The following is a 13422-nucleotide window of genomic DNA, read 5'->3' as shown; positions in this document are numbered from 1 at the left end:
GCAAGGTGGTGCTCGACTGGACCGACGCACCCTGACGCGATCACGACGGGAGATTCCATGTACGGCACCATGAGGGAGCGGCTCGAGTCCGAGCTCACCCAGATCCGCGGCGCGGGCACTCGCAAGTCCGAGCGGCCGCTGGCGGGCCCGCAATCGTCGACGGTGCGCACCGCCGGCGCCGACGTTCTCAACTTCTGCGCCAACAACTACCTGGGGCTCGCCGACGACCCACGCATCGTCGACGCGGCGAAGCGAGGGATGGACACGTGGGGCTACGGGCTCGCGAGCGTGCGATTCATCTGCGGGACGCAGGACGCTCACGTCGAGCTCGAGCGGCGCATCGCGGACTTCCTGGGCACGGAGGCCGCGATCTTGTTCTCGTCCTGCTTCGACGCCAACGGAGGACTCTTCGAGGCGCTGTTCGGATCGGACGACGCGATCATCTCGGACGAGCTCAACCACGCCTCGCTCATCGATGGGATCCGCCTGTGCAAGGCCCGGCGCCTGCGCTACAAGAATCGCGACCTCGCGGACCTCGAGGCGCAACTGCAGAGCGCCGCGGACGCCCGGCACCGCGTGATCGTGACCGACGGCGTGTTCTCGATGGACGGGTACCTCGCCCCGCTACCGGGGATCTGCGACCTCGCCGAACGCTACGACGCGCTGGTGCTCGTCGACGACTCGCACGCGGTGGGGTTCATGGGCGAGCAGGGGCGCGGCACGCCCGAGCTGATGGGCGTCCAGGACCGCGTCGACATCTATACGGGGACCTTCGGAAAGGCGCTGGGAGGCGCCTCCGGAGGATATGTCGCCGGGCACTCCGAGATCGTGGCGATGCTGCGGCAGCGCGCACGTCCCTACCTGTTCTCCAACACCGTGGCTCCGGCGGTGGTCGCCGGCACGCTCGAGGCGCTCGACCTGCTCGCGGCGAGCGGCGATCTGCGGCGCAGGCTGAGCGAAAACGCGGCGCTGTTCCGCACGCTCATGACGGACGCCGGATTCGACCTGCTCGACGGCGAGCATCCCATCGTGCCCGTGATGGTCGGGGACGCCGCGCTCGCCGCCCGCCTTGCGGACCGCATGCTCGCGCACGGTGTCTACGTGGTCGCGTTCTCCTACCCGGTGGTGCCGATGGGCCGTGCGCGCATCCGCGTGCAGCTCTCCGCCGCCCACACGGCACAGGAGATCCATCGCTGCGTCGAGGCGTTCGCCGCGGCGCGTGCCGAGATCGCCGAGGGGCCAGAGGACGATGCAGCAGGGCCGGGAGATGGGACCTTCGGCGCGGCGGCGTCGGCCCGGCTCCCCTAAGGTATTGTTGAACGTTAACATTGGACGCCCGTCGCACCGCGGGCGCTGTACAAGGGAGTGTGAGACCGATGGCGACTGACCAGCAGACCGACGTGGTGGCCGCGATCCTGGCCGGCGAGACGTCGCTCGGGATCGAGCTCGGCTCGACCCGGATCAAGGCCTGCCTGATCGGGCCCGACCACGCGGTGATCGCCACCGGCAGCCACGACTGGGAGAACCAGTTCGTCGACCGGCTGTGGACCTATTCGACGGACGCGGTGTGGGAGGGCGTGCAGGCCAGCGTTGCCCGCCTGCTCGCGGCGGTCGAGCGCGAGCACGGCGTGCGCGCCACCGCGGTCGGAGCCATCGGCGTCTCCGCGATGATGCACGGCTACCTGGCCTTCGACCAGGACGATGCGCTGCTGGTCCCCTTCCGCACCTGGCGCAACACCAACACCGAGGTCGCCGCCGCGGAGCTCACGGAGACGCTGGGCTTCAACTTCCCCCTGCGGTGGTCGGCGTCGCACCTGTACCAGGCGGTCGTCGACGACGAGCCGCACGTCGCGGATATCGCGTTCTTCACCACGCTCGCGGGCTACGTCCACTGGCGGCTCACCGGGCGCAAGGTGCTGGGCATCGGCGACGCCTCGGGGATGTTCCCCATCGATCCCACCACGCGCGACTACGACGCGCCGATGCTCGCCCGCTTCCAGGAGATGGTGGCCGCGCGACGGCCGGGGCTCGACCCCTCGTCACTGCTGCCCGAGGTTCTCGTGGCGGGCGAGGACGCCGGCACGCTCACCGTCGAGGGCGCGGCGCTGCTCGACCCGACCGGCACGCTGCGCGCGGGGATCCCGGTGTGCCCGCCCGAGGGCGATGCGGGCACGGGAATGGTCGCCACCAACGCGGTGGCGCAGCGCACGGGCAACATCAGCGCCGGCACGTCGATCTTCGCGATGGTGGTGCTCGAGCGAGCGCTGACGCGGGTGCACGAGGAACTCGACCTGGTGACCACTCCCGCGGGCGACCTGGTCGCGATGGTCCACTGCAACAACGGCGCCAGCGAGCTCGGCACCTGGGCGGGCGTGTTCGCGGAGTTCGCCGCCGCCATGGGCGTCGAGGGCGGCTCGGACGCGGTGTTCGAGGTGCTGTTTCGGGCCGCCCTCGACGGCGAGGCGGACGGCGGCGGCCTGCTCGCCTACAACTACCTGTCCGGAGAGCCCATCACCGGCCTCGCGGAGGGCCGGCCGCTGGTGGTGCGCACCCCCGGGAGCCGTCTCACCCTCGCGAATTTCATGCGGACGCAGCTGTACGCCGCTTTCGGCACCCTCAGCCTGGGGATGCGGGTCCTGACGGACGAGGGCGTGCACCTGGACTCCATGTTTGCGCACGGCGGCATGTTCCGCACCGCCGGCGTGGCGCAGCGGCTGCTCGCCGCGGCGATCGGTGCACCGGTCACGGTGGGCGACACGGCAAGCGAGGGCGGCGCGTGGGGCATCGCCGTGCTCGCCGAGTACCTGCGGACCGGCGCCCAGCCGAATCTGGCCACCTACCTTGCCGACCGCGTGTTCGCGGGCGCCACCCTCGATGTCGCCGAGCCGGACCCGTCGGACGTCGCCGGGTACGCCGAGTGGCTCGATCAGTACTCCGCTGGACTCGCCATCGAGCGGGCGGCCACGGAGGCTATCCGCTAGCGCGGCACCATGACGCGCAGGGCGCCGGGCTGGACCTCCGCGCTAAACCGTGCGGTCTCGCCCTCGAGGTCGCCGTCGAGCTGATAGGGAACGTCGCGATCGAGTTCGACCTCGACGCGATTGCCGGTCATACGGCGCAAGGGGCCGTCGCCGGAGGGTCGTCCGAAGGTCCCGAGCAGCCGTACGAGTCCCTGCACGCCGTCGGCCTTCGCGACGAGAACGTGGAGCGAGCCGTCCTCCGCACGCGCCGATGGGATCAGCTCGAAACCACCCTGGAGCTTGCCGACGTTGCCCACCATCGTCACGATCGCCTCGCCATCGTGCACCACGGATCCGTCGAGGGTCACCTTCGCGTGGAAGGGCTCCATGCCCGCCTGCTGGACTCCCGCGACCACATACGCTCCGCCCTTGACCAGCTTCTTCAACTGCTTGTTGGTGTCCCGCATGATCTGCGCGTCGAGCCCCACGCCAGCCATGACCACGAACGGCGATTCGACCCCGTCCGTCTTCCAGTTGACCACGTCGATCGACCGCACGGCGCCCGTGAGCGCCACGTCGAGAGCGCCGTCCTCGTCGAGGGGGATGCCCAGGTTGCGGCCGAGGAGGTTGCCCGTGCCGGCCGGGATGATGGCGACGGGGATGTCGGAGCCCGCCAACTCCGCGCAAACCGCTCGCACCGTGCCGTCTCCCCCGGCGACGATCACCAGGTCAACCTCCTTGGCGATCGCATCGTGCGACATCTGCCGCCCGGGATCGTCCTCACGGGTCTCGAGCCACACGGGCGCGTCCCAACCCTTGCGCGCCATCTCATACGCCACTCGCCGGTGGAACACGTCGAGATCATTGACCTTGATGGGGTTGTAGATCACCGCCGCCGTCTTGTCGATCTTGGGCGGGAGGGTGCGGGCGCGCCGTGCTTCCGCGATCGCCTCGACCCCGCTGATGAACAGCGCAGCCCACCCGATGGTGGCGCCGAAGAGCGCGCCGCCCACCAGGTCGGAGTTGTAATGGATGCCCATCGCCCATTGAGTCACCACGATCGACACGACCACGGCGAGCCCGCCTATCCGCGCGCGCCACTGCGAGGCCGACGAGCGGCGCTGCGCGTTCGCGACCGTCACCACGATCCCCGTCAGGATCACCGCCGCAACCACATGTCCCGCGGGATACGAGGTGCCGAGCGCCGCGAGCGAGTCCTCGAACGCCGAGGCGGGCCGCGGGCGGGCGACCACGGCGCGTTGCACCTGCCACAGCGGGAGTCCGACGGCGGCGATGAGAAGCGCCGTGCCCAGGCGGCGCTGGCGTTGCTGGAACGCCCGCGCTCCCTGGGCGAGCGCGATCAGCACCACCGCGAAGGGACTGGTGATGATCCCGAACGTCTCGAGGATCTGCCCCGCGGTCGAGCGCGCGTCCACCGCAGGAGCCGGGAACCACGAATCGATCCCGTCCGTCCACCCCCTGACCACTGCAGTGGTCCACAGCGCGTACAGCGCGAGCGCCGCGAGGAAGACATACATCTCGAGGCGACGCCGCACGCGGCCCTCGGCCCGCGTCATGGCGCCATCCCGTCACTATGAGGGGCGATACGAGGAGCCATGGCTTCACCGTACCGGCGCGCACGCGAATGAGGGTCACCCCGGATCATTACTGCGAGGCGATCCAACCGACCCGAGCGAGCTCCCCCTGTCTCCCGGCCAGATAGCAGGAGAGCTGCCGGGCATCGTCGATGGAGCATGTGCCCCCGACCGCGGGGTCGGTGATGGTCGCGACCAGGGCCATCTCCACTGCCCCGGTGACACGGGGACCCGATCCCATGGTCTCGCGATTCCTCACCCGACGCCGGTCAAGGCGCCGTCGGGCCCCGGTTGGACAGCGCATCGACCCGGGGGGATTCTTGGGGCAGTGCCGTGCGTGACGGGGAGGTGTGCATGCGCCGAGCAGCGAGCAGCGCGGAGGGTGGCGCCAACCGACCCGCAACCGCCGTGATCGGACTCCTGTCGCGTGCGGCGTGGTTCGTCGAGGACGAGGTCAAGGCCATCGCCGAACTGGTGCCTCCGGGTGGCACGTGCGTGGACGTGGGCGCCGGGTACGGCCTCTACACCGCCGCGATGTCCGCCGCAGTGGGCAACCAGGGGACCGTCCACGCGATCGAACCCCAGCCCGCGGCCGCTCGTGTCATCGACGCCGTGGTGCGCATATGCGGGGCGCAGGGTCAGGTGGTGCGCCACGCCTGCGTCCTGAGCGACGGGCCCGGCACGTCCACCCTCAGCGTGCCGATGCGCCGCGGCCGGGCCGTGCGGGGCCGTGCATTTCTCACCAAGGACGCGCTACATTCCGGCCCGAACGCCGAGGAGTTCAGCACCGAGCGGCGCTTCGCGGTGCGCGTGTCGACCCTCGACGAACTGGCGGCGCAGTACCGCATCACCCGGCTCGACATGATCAAGGCGGACGTCGAAGGCGCGGAACTGCAGGTGCTGACGGGCGGGGCGCGCACCATCGACGCGTTCAGGCCCACGGTGCAGTTGGAGATCGAGGAGCGCCACCTCGGCAAGTACGGAAGGACCGTGAGCGACGTCACGGGGTTCCTGTTGGGACGTGGCTACACGATGCACGGCTGGGCCGGCAGCGGATGGCGTCCCGCAGCATTCGCGACCACAGCCTCACGCAACTACCTGTTCCTGCCATGACCGGTCCACCCGCCGAGCCGGGCCATACCGGGACACCGTGGCCCGTCTGACCTAGCATGGCAAACAGGCCCAGCATCGGAGGTCCGCCGTGAAAACACGAATGGTCGCGCTCGTCGTTCCGTTCATCCTGGTGCTCACCGGGTGCAGCCAGATCCAAGAGGTGCAGTCCCAAGTCGACAACATCCGGTGGTGCTCGGACGTGCTCCGCCTGGCCTCCGCGGTCAGCACGTCCAACGCCGAGGCGGCACGAAACCTGGTGGATGCATTGGAGCGATCCGCCCCCGCGGATCTCGAGGCGGATGTCGAGGTGGTGCGCTCCAAGGTCGAGGAGATCGAGGCGGGCGACGCGACGCCGACGGACCTCCCCAGCGACGACGTGAACGACGCCGTGGGGCGCATGGTCGATGCCGTCGGGGAACGCTGCCAGGGCGAGGTGGACCAGGAGCTCAGCAACAGCTGATCCCTCGCCCGCGTCGTCGCCTTCCGGACGGCGCCCAGAGCCTTAGGTCCCGGTTTCCTTCGCGGACGTGACTTACGGTTGCGTAACCTACGCCACCGTAGGTGTGAAGAGGTCGCTCGTGCCCGCATCCGCCCACCGCCACTCCTCCCCCGGCCTGCCCCCGATCATTCAGGGCGGGATGGGTGTCGCCGTCTCGTCCTGGCGCCTCGCCTCCGCCGTCGCCCGCCGGGGCCAGCTGGGCGTGGTGTCCGGCACGGCGCTCGACCTGGTGCTCGCTCGTCGACTTCAGGACGGTGACGCCGACGGCGCAGCCCGCCGCGCCCTTGACGCCTTCCCAGCGCCCGAAGTCGCGCAGCGCGTGCTCTCCCGATATCTGCGGCCCGGCGGGCGGCCTCCGGGCACGCCCTACGACCCGGTGCCGAAGCTCGGCCTACGGCAAAGCCGGGCCGCTCAGGAGCTGACCGTGGTCGCCAACTTCGTCGAGGTCTGGCTCGCCAAGGAGGGACACGGCGGACCCGTCGGAATCAACTTCCTGGAGAAGATCCAGATGGCGACCCCTGCCGCCGCCTACGGCGCGATCCTCGCGGGCGTCGACGCCGTGCTGGTGGGCGCCGGCATCCCGCGCCACCTGCCACGCCTGCTCGACGATCTCGCCGCGCATCGTCCCTCACGGCTCCCCGTGGACGTCGCGGGAGACCCGACCGGCGACCACGGTGTCGAGATCGACCCTCCGAACCTGCTCGGCGTCGACCTGCCGCCGGCGCACAGACCGTTCTTCCTCGCCATCATCTCCTCGGAGGCGCTGGCAAAGTTCCTCTGCCGGGACGATGCGATCCGTCCCGACGGCTTCGTGGTCGAGGGGCCGCCGGCGGGCGGGCACAACGCGCCCCCGCGCGGGCGCATGGTGCTGGACGAGCGTGGCCAGCCGGTGTTCGGCCCCCGGGACGATGCCGACGTCGCCAAGATCGCGGCGCTCGGGCTCCCGTTCTGGCTCGCCGGCGCGTTCGGCTCGCCCGCGGGCGTGGCCGCCGCCATCGACGCCGGCGCGAGGGGCGTCCAGGTGGGCTCCGAGTTCGCACTCAGCACGGACTCGGGCGTCACCACGGACATTCGGAGCCGCCTTCTCGACGGGATCCGCGAGGGCAGCCTCGAGGTCCTGACCGACGCGCACGCCTCCCCCACGGGGTTCCCCTTCAAGGTGGCGCAGCTTGACGGAACCCTGTCCGATCCGGCGGTGAGGACGTCCCGTCCTCGACTCTGCGACTTGGGCTACCTGCGCACGCCATTCCTCAAGGACGATGGCCGGGTGGGCTTCCGTTGTCCCGCGGAACCCGTGAACGTCTGGCTTCGGAAGGGCGGCGACGCCCCGGAGACGGACGGTCGCGTCTGCCTGTGCAACGCCCTGGCCGCAACCGTGGGGCTGGGGCAGACGCGCGGGGATGGCGAGCAGGACGCGCCACTGGTCACGCTGGGCACGGACCTGACCGGCGCTCGACGGCTTGCGGAGCTTCATCCCGACGGCTGGACCGCCGGCCATGTGCTCGACTGGCTGTTGGGCGAGGCGGGAGACGCCGCCGAGACGGTGCACACGCCGGAGGCCGTCGGGGCGTACCGCCGTCACTGAACGGCGGTGCGCGCGCATCCCTCGTGGACCGCGAGCCGCGGCGATCGGTCCCGATATCTCGCCCCGCGACGGTCGAGTGAATACGGTGTAGCCATGAGCGAAGAGGAGCAGCGCCTTGACCGAGCCGACGCCGACTGGTTCAAGTCAGCGGTCTTCTACGAGGTCCTGATCCGATCGTTCCACGACTCGTCGGGCGACGGGGTCGGGGACCTGCGCGGCCTGACCGAGAAGCTCGACTACCTCGAGTGGCTCGGGGTCGACTGCCTGTGGCTGCCCCCATTCTTCCCCTCGCCGCTCAAGGACGGCGGCTACGACGTCGCCGACTACACGGCGGTCGCTCCCGACATCGGCACCATCGAAGACTTCCAGGAATTCCTGGATGAGGCTCACTCCCGCGGCATCCGGGTGATCATCGACTTCGTCATGAACCACACGTCCGATCAGCACCCGTGGTTCCAGTCCTCGCGCAATGACCCCGACGGTCCGTTCGGCGACTTCTACGTCTGGAACGACACCGACGAGCCCTACCCGGACGCTCGCATCATCTTCGTCGACTCCGAGGCGTCCAACTGGACGTGGGACCCGGTGCGCCAGCAGTACTTCTGGCACCGGTTCTACAACCACCAGCCCGACCTCAACTTCGAGAATCCCGACGTGCACGAGGCCATGCTCGAGGCGCTGACCTTCTGGCTGGACGCCGGTGTCGATGGGTTCCGCCTCGACGCCGTGCCGTACCTGTATGAGGAGGAGGGCACCAACGGCGAGAACCTCCCCCGCACCCACGAGTTCCTCAAGCAGGTGCGCGCCTACGTGGACCAGCACTACCCGGGTCGGGTGCTGCTCGCCGAGGCGAACCAGTGGCCCGCAGACGTCGTGGACTACTTCGGCGACCCCGAGGTGGGCGGCGACGAGTGCCACATGTGCTTCCACTTCCCCGTGATGCCTCGCATCTTCATGGCGGTGCGACGCGAGTCGCGGTATCCCATCAGCGAGATCCTCGACCAGACGCCGCCCATCCCGGAGCATTGCCAGTGGGGGATCTTCCTGCGCAACCACGACGAGCTCACACTCGAGATGGTCACCGACGAGGACCGCGACTACATGTGGAACGAGTACGCGACGGACCCACGGATGAAGGCGAACATCGGCATCCGTCGGCGGCTCGCCCCTTTGCTCGACAACGACACCAATCAGATCGAGCTGTTCACCGCGCTGCTGCTCAGCCTCCCCGGATCGCCGGTGCTGTACTACGGCGATGAGATCGGCATGGGCGACAACATCTGGCTGGGCGACCGTGACGGGGTGCGCACGCCGATGCAGTGGACCCCGGACCGCAACGCGGGCTTCTCGCGGGCGAATCCGGGCCGGCTGTCGCTGCCGGTGGTGATGGATCCTGTGTTCGGGTTCCAGGCGATCAACGTCGAGGCGCAGGAGGCCAGCCGCTCGTCGCTCCTGCAGTGGACGCGCCGCATGATCCAGGTGCGCCGCCAGCACAGTTCCTTCGGCCGCGGCAGCTTCTTCGACCTCGGCGGGTCCAACCCCACGGTCTTCTCCTATTTGCGAGAGGATGGCGACGACGTGGTTCTCTGCGTCAACAATCTCTCCCGCTTCCCGCAACCCGTCGAACTGGACCTTCACCGGTTCAGCGGGTCGCATCCGGTCGAGATGCTCGGCGGTGTCGAATTCCCAGCGATCGGTTCACTTCCCTACTTGCTTACCCTGCCCGGACACGGGTTCTACTGGTTCCGAATCGCCAAGGCTGCACTCACGGAAGGACCGGACGCATGAGTCAATGGATGGAGCGCCCCGAACTGGGTGCCTACTTGGCGCGGCAGCGCTGGTTCGGCGAGGGTGAGGGAGAGGTCGCGATCACGGGAGTCCGCGAGCTTTCCTGGCTAGGTGAATCCATCGAGGGCCCGCGGGTGCGCTTCGAACTGGTGGACGCGGGCTCCCAGTACAGCGTCCCGCTGTCCTACCGGCGCCAACCGCGCGAGGACCTTGCGTATGGTTTCGTGGGAGCGGGACTGCTCGACGGCGAGGTGTCCTACGTGTACGACGCCATGCATGACCCGGAGGCTCGCGGCATTCTCATGCGCGGCTTCACGGAGGGGTACGAGGGTCCCGCCGATGTCGAGTACTCCCGTCTCCCGGGCTTCTCGTTGGAGCCCGACGCGGACAGCGTCCTGATGTCCGCCGAGCAGAGCAACACGTCCGTGATCGCGGGCGATGCGATGATCAAGTTCTTCCGCAAGCTCGCTCCGGGACGCAACCCTGACATCGAGGTTCAGGCCGCGCTCACGCTGCAGAGTTCCGAGCAGATCTCCCCGCTGCTGGGCTGGATCAGCTCAGGCGACGTGGACCTTGCGATGGCCGGCGTGTTCCAGCGGTCGGCGACCGACGGCTGGGGCGCGGCACAGGCAAGCGTGCGCGCCCTTCAGGCGGAGGACGTGCGTGCACGGGACGCAGGCGGCGACTTCGCCGGGGAGTGCGAGCGCCTCGGGGAGACGCTCGCACTGGTGCACGAGCAGATGCGGGAGTCCCTCCCCACGGGGACGTGGGGCACCGCCGAAATCGCGGCACTCGTCGAGCGCCTCAACTCACGCCTGGACCGTGCCCTCGCCATGCACGACACGATCGGCGCCTACGCGGACCGTGTGCGCGCGGCCTACGCCGCGGTGGATCCGGAGGCGGCCATTCCGGTCCAGCGCGTCCACGGCGACTTCCACCTGGGACAGACTCTCCGCACCATCTCGGGCTGGATGATTATCGACTTCGAGGGCGAGCCCGCGCAGCCGCTCGAGGATCGCGTGCGGCTCGACACCGTCGCCCGGGACGTGGCGGGCATGCTGCGCTCGCTCGACTACGCGGCCCATTCGGTCGCGATCGCGACGGGCGTGGCCCAGGACCAGCACGTCGACGCCTGGGTGAGCCGCAACCGGATCGCGTTCCTGCGTGGGTACGGATACGAGTCCTCCGAGGCGGCCGCCGCCCTGCTCCACGCCTACGAGATCGACAAGGCCCTCTACGAGGTGGTGTACGAGCTGAGCTACCGTCCCACCTGGGTGCAGATCCCCTTGCATGCACTCAACCACCTGCTGTGATGCCCGGGCGTTGCGTGGTGCGCGGCCCGGGCCCCAGCAGATTCCCTACACGAGTTCCGGCGGCTTGACTGCGTCGGGCAGGTCGAACTCCAGGTCCTCAGCGGGCTGAGCCCAGTTGGCGGCCACCCATTCCCGGACCTCCCTTGAGGCCTTCTTGATCGCCGCAGTCCGCAGGTCGCGGGAGACGTCCATGGGCTGGACGTTGAAGAAGGTGGCGTCCGTCACTCCGACGAAGCCGAACACTGTACGAAGGTAGTTCTCGACGAAGTCGAACTCGGACAGCGGTCCGGCGGAGTAATCGGCGCCGCGCGAGGTGACAACGATCATCTTGCGCCCGTGGACGAGACCCCGCGGAACGCCGTGCTCGTCATAGCTGAACAGGTACCCCGGCTGAACGATGGCATCGATGTAGTACTTGAGCACGTAGGGAATGCCGAAATTCCACATCGGCACGCTGAGCAGGTAGACATCGGCGTCCAGGAACTGCTCGATGCTACGTTCGATGTCGCTCCACGACTTGCGCGCATCGTCCTCGATCGCCTGGCCCGTCATGAGCGCGTACTTGGCCTCGATGTTTGTTCCGGCAACGGCCGGCAGATCGGCATTGAACAGGTCGAGGGTCTTGATATCGACGTCGGGATCCCGCGCCTCGATCTCCTCCAGCAAGGTGTTCGATACGCGCCCCGTGTTCGAGGCGAGGCCCCGTGGAGTGCAGACAATGTGCAGCAAGCGTGTAGCCATCCGGTCTCTCCCGTGCGTTGATACGACTAAGGAAATGTGGGCACCGGCACCAGCCGGAGACTGCGGTGCCGTCAGGCTCCTGCTGTGGGACCGACCATAGGCGTACACGCTTGGCGCGGGAAAGTCTGATCTGTGAAAATGCACGATTCCTGCGTCTCGAGCCGTGGCTCGGGAGCCGTCGAAGAGGCGAACTACCGCCCGCTCAGGACCGTGCGACGAACCGGAAGTAGAACGCACCGAAGAGCAGCACGATGCCGACGTTGGCGGCGAGCCGCTCCCAGACCCAGGTCTGATGCCTGAAGAACAGCAGGTCGACGGCGACGATCACCGCGACCATCCCGACGATCAGCGGAAGCGCTGACGCGAACCTGCCCATACTTCAACTTTACGCCCGTGACATTGCGGAAACACGGCGTTACTTCTGCGGTGACGCGATCCAGGTCTGCGCACGGTGTCGCGCCTCGTCGAGGGCTGCGCGCCTCGCCCGCAAGGCATCGGCGTCCGTTGCGGCTTGGGTCGAGGAGTCGGCGTCGATGGCGGCGCCGAGGACCCTGAGCGCGTCGAGCCCCCGCTGGGCGACGTCCGTTCGACCGCTGGAAGGCGCGTCCTCGGTCAGCGCATGGAGCTCCTGATCCAGGTCGAGCACGCGCGGCCTGGCGGCCTGCCACAGAGCGGCGGCCTCGGCCGCGCTGGGCTTCGACACGATCTGCGGAATAAGTGAGTCCTCCAACCACGAGAACTCGGATCGGGCCTGCGTCATCCGCTTGTCCCAGGCGTTCCTCACCGACCACGCCCGCCACCACAGTCCGGCCAGTACCAGGACCGCCGCGCCCAGCAGCAGCCACGGCCACCAGGTCGTCGACTCCGGCTCCGGCTCCGATTCATCGGGCGCCGGGGTCGGCTCCGGCGTGGAGGTCTCCGTGGCCTCGGGCGCCGCAGTGGGTTCGGGGTCCGCGGTCACCGTCTCGGTGGGCACCGGCGCCGCGCTGATCTCCGGCTCCGCGGTCACCGTCTCGGTAGGCACAGGCGCCGGGGTCTCGCTCGGCCTGTCCGGCAAACTGATGTCGGGCAACCGCGACGGGTCGATGCTGGGCAGGTTGTCGCAGCCGGCGACACCCGCAGCGAGCAAGACACCGACGGCGGCAGCGGTCATCGGCCGGGCGAAGCTTCTCATTATTCTTCCCTTCGTGACCGGAGGCGTGGTGGTCGCGGATCGCGGAGTGCGCGCCGTGCGGGAGCGCCAGCCTGCGTCAGCTCCATGAAACCCTAGCCGACGGCCCCGGCCGGACGAACCCGGCGCCACCAGTGTTAGGCCACGGCCCGGTGGTAGCGTTCGAGAATGCGCCGCTGGTCGAAGTGGTTCGGTCTGAGCATGGGTGGCCTTCTGGTGATCGCCGGGATCGCGGAGACGGTTCGCCTCGTAGCGACCGGCGACGGCGGCTTCGGATTCTGGTTCGGTTCGCTCGTGGTCGGTGGCGTCCTGGTGATCATGGGCACCGTGCTCCTGCCGCGTCACCCGGTCGCGGGATTCGTGTTGTCGTCCCTGGGCGCGCTCGCCGGAATCCTTCCCACGATGTGGACAATCGTGGTCCCGTTGCTGCTCATCACGCTGGTCGTGGTGAATGGCATGCAGGTTGCCACGCGACACGCGCGGCCGTAGGTTGCGGGACAAGGGCTGGGACAATGGCGGTCCGGGGAATACCCGGTCGCAGGCACGTCGTTCCTCCACTGCGCGACGAGGCGCGGATGCTGACGCGACAGGAGCGAGCGAGTGAAGCGTACTGACGACACCTCCAGCGACTACGGTTCCGCGGAGCTTCTCCCCCTC

Annotated in this window: 12 protein-coding genes; 8 read left to right on the top strand and 4 right to left on the bottom strand. The window is 68.8% G+C overall.

The window, feature by feature from the left end:
* Positions 1-57: 57 nt before the first annotated feature.
* Positions 58-1308, top strand: a complete 1251-nt coding sequence (locus Q0L54_RS06690; protein ID WP_296666416.1) for a glycine C-acetyltransferase — start codon at positions 58-60, stop codon at positions 1306-1308.
* 68 nt (positions 1309-1376) lie between these two features.
* The gene (locus tag Q0L54_RS06685; RefSeq protein ID WP_296666413.1) at positions 1377-2981 is read left to right on the top strand and encodes an FGGY-family carbohydrate kinase; all 1605 of its coding nucleotides are present in this window, start codon (positions 1377-1379) and stop codon (positions 2979-2981) included.
* Here Q0L54_RS06685 and Q0L54_RS06680 read toward each other — a convergent pair.
* Positions 2978-4537, bottom strand: coding sequence for a diacylglycerol kinase family protein (locus Q0L54_RS06680; RefSeq protein ID WP_296666411.1), 1560 nt, complete (start codon positions 4535-4537; stop codon positions 2978-2980). The genes Q0L54_RS06685 and Q0L54_RS06680 overlap by 4 nt on opposite strands.
* Before the next feature lie 372 nt (positions 4538-4909).
* Here Q0L54_RS06680 and Q0L54_RS06675 point away from each other — a divergent pair, with 372 nt between their 5' ends.
* The 5 genes from Q0L54_RS06675 (at position 4910) to Q0L54_RS06655 (ending at position 10853) form a co-directional block, all read left to right on the top strand.
* Positions 4910-5668: an FkbM family methyltransferase gene (locus tag Q0L54_RS06675; protein WP_296666410.1), complete on the top strand. Its 759-nt coding sequence runs from the start codon at positions 4910-4912 to the stop codon at positions 5666-5668.
* 100 nt (positions 5669-5768) lie between these two features.
* A complete protein-coding gene (locus Q0L54_RS06670) occupies positions 5769-6128 on the top strand; it encodes a hypothetical protein (RefSeq protein WP_296666409.1) in 360 nt (119 codons plus the stop codon).
* 118 nt (positions 6129-6246) lie between these two features.
* Positions 6247-7752: a nitronate monooxygenase gene (locus Q0L54_RS06665; protein ID WP_366937945.1), complete on the top strand. Its 1506-nt coding sequence runs from the start codon at positions 6247-6249 to the stop codon at positions 7750-7752.
* A 93-nt stretch (positions 7753-7845) separates the two neighbouring features.
* Positions 7846-9540 (top strand): maltose alpha-D-glucosyltransferase, encoded by a 1695-nt coding sequence (gene treS / locus Q0L54_RS06660; protein ID WP_296666407.1) that lies wholly within the window; start codon positions 7846-7848, stop codon positions 9538-9540.
* On the top strand, positions 9537-10853 hold the full coding sequence (locus Q0L54_RS06655; RefSeq protein ID WP_296666406.1) for a phosphotransferase: 1317 nt from the start codon (positions 9537-9539) through the stop codon (positions 10851-10853). The genes treS and Q0L54_RS06655 overlap by 4 nt, the downstream gene beginning before the upstream one ends.
* A gap of 45 nt (positions 10854-10898) precedes the next feature.
* Here the strand turns inward: Q0L54_RS06655 and Q0L54_RS06650 are convergent, their stop codons facing one another.
* The 3 genes from Q0L54_RS06650 to Q0L54_RS06640 form a co-directional block, all read right to left on the bottom strand.
* Positions 10899-11594 (bottom strand): NAD(P)H-dependent oxidoreductase, encoded by a 696-nt coding sequence (locus tag Q0L54_RS06650; RefSeq protein ID WP_296666404.1) that lies wholly within the window; start codon positions 11592-11594, stop codon positions 10899-10901.
* Positions 11595-11796: 202 nt separating this feature from the next.
* Entirely contained in the window at positions 11797-11970 is a 174-nt protein-coding gene (locus Q0L54_RS06645; RefSeq protein ID WP_296666403.1) for a hypothetical protein, read from the bottom strand.
* A gap of 39 nt (positions 11971-12009) precedes the next feature.
* Positions 12010-12618, bottom strand: coding sequence for a hypothetical protein (locus tag Q0L54_RS06640; protein WP_296666402.1), 609 nt, complete (start codon positions 12616-12618; stop codon positions 12010-12012).
* A 315-nt stretch (positions 12619-12933) separates the two neighbouring features.
* Here Q0L54_RS06640 and Q0L54_RS06635 point away from each other — a divergent pair, with 315 nt between their 5' ends.
* Positions 12934-13254 (top strand): hypothetical protein, encoded by a 321-nt coding sequence (locus Q0L54_RS06635; RefSeq protein WP_296666401.1) that lies wholly within the window; start codon positions 12934-12936, stop codon positions 13252-13254.
* Positions 13255-13422: the final 168 nt, after the last annotated feature.

The organism is Demequina sp. (assembly GCF_024642165.1).
GTDB lineage: Bacteria > Actinomycetota > Actinomycetes > Actinomycetales > Demequinaceae > Demequina.
This window is presented reverse-complemented; position numbering and strand designations above follow the sequence as displayed.

Excerpts from the sequence above, each read along its gene's own strand:
- Q0L54_RS06690 (WP_296666416.1), top strand. The coding sequence starts at position 58 with ATGTACGGCACCATGAGGGAGCGGCTCGAGTCCGAGCTCACCCAGATC.
- Q0L54_RS06685 (WP_296666413.1), top strand. The coding sequence starts at position 1,377 with ATGGCGACTGACCAGCAGACCGACGTGGTGGCCGCGATCCTGGCCGGC.
- Q0L54_RS06680 (WP_296666411.1), bottom strand. The coding sequence starts at position 4,537 with ATGACGCGGGCCGAGGGCCGCGTGCGGCGTCGCCTCGAGATGTATGTC.
- Q0L54_RS06675 (WP_296666410.1), top strand. The coding sequence starts at position 4,910 with ATGCGCCGAGCAGCGAGCAGCGCGGAGGGTGGCGCCAACCGACCCGCA.
- Q0L54_RS06670 (WP_296666409.1), top strand. The coding sequence starts at position 5,769 with ATGGTCGCGCTCGTCGTTCCGTTCATCCTGGTGCTCACCGGGTGCAGC.
- treS (WP_296666407.1), top strand. The coding sequence starts at position 7,846 with ATGAGCGAAGAGGAGCAGCGCCTTGACCGAGCCGACGCCGACTGGTTC.
- Q0L54_RS06655 (WP_296666406.1), top strand. The coding sequence starts at position 9,537 with ATGAGTCAATGGATGGAGCGCCCCGAACTGGGTGCCTACTTGGCGCGG.
- Q0L54_RS06650 (WP_296666404.1), bottom strand. The coding sequence starts at position 11,594 with ATGGCTACACGCTTGCTGCACATTGTCTGCACTCCACGGGGCCTCGCC.
- Q0L54_RS06645 (WP_296666403.1), bottom strand. The coding sequence starts at position 11,970 with ATGGGCAGGTTCGCGTCAGCGCTTCCGCTGATCGTCGGGATGGTCGCG.
- Q0L54_RS06635 (WP_296666401.1), top strand. The coding sequence starts at position 12,934 with ATGCGCCGCTGGTCGAAGTGGTTCGGTCTGAGCATGGGTGGCCTTCTG.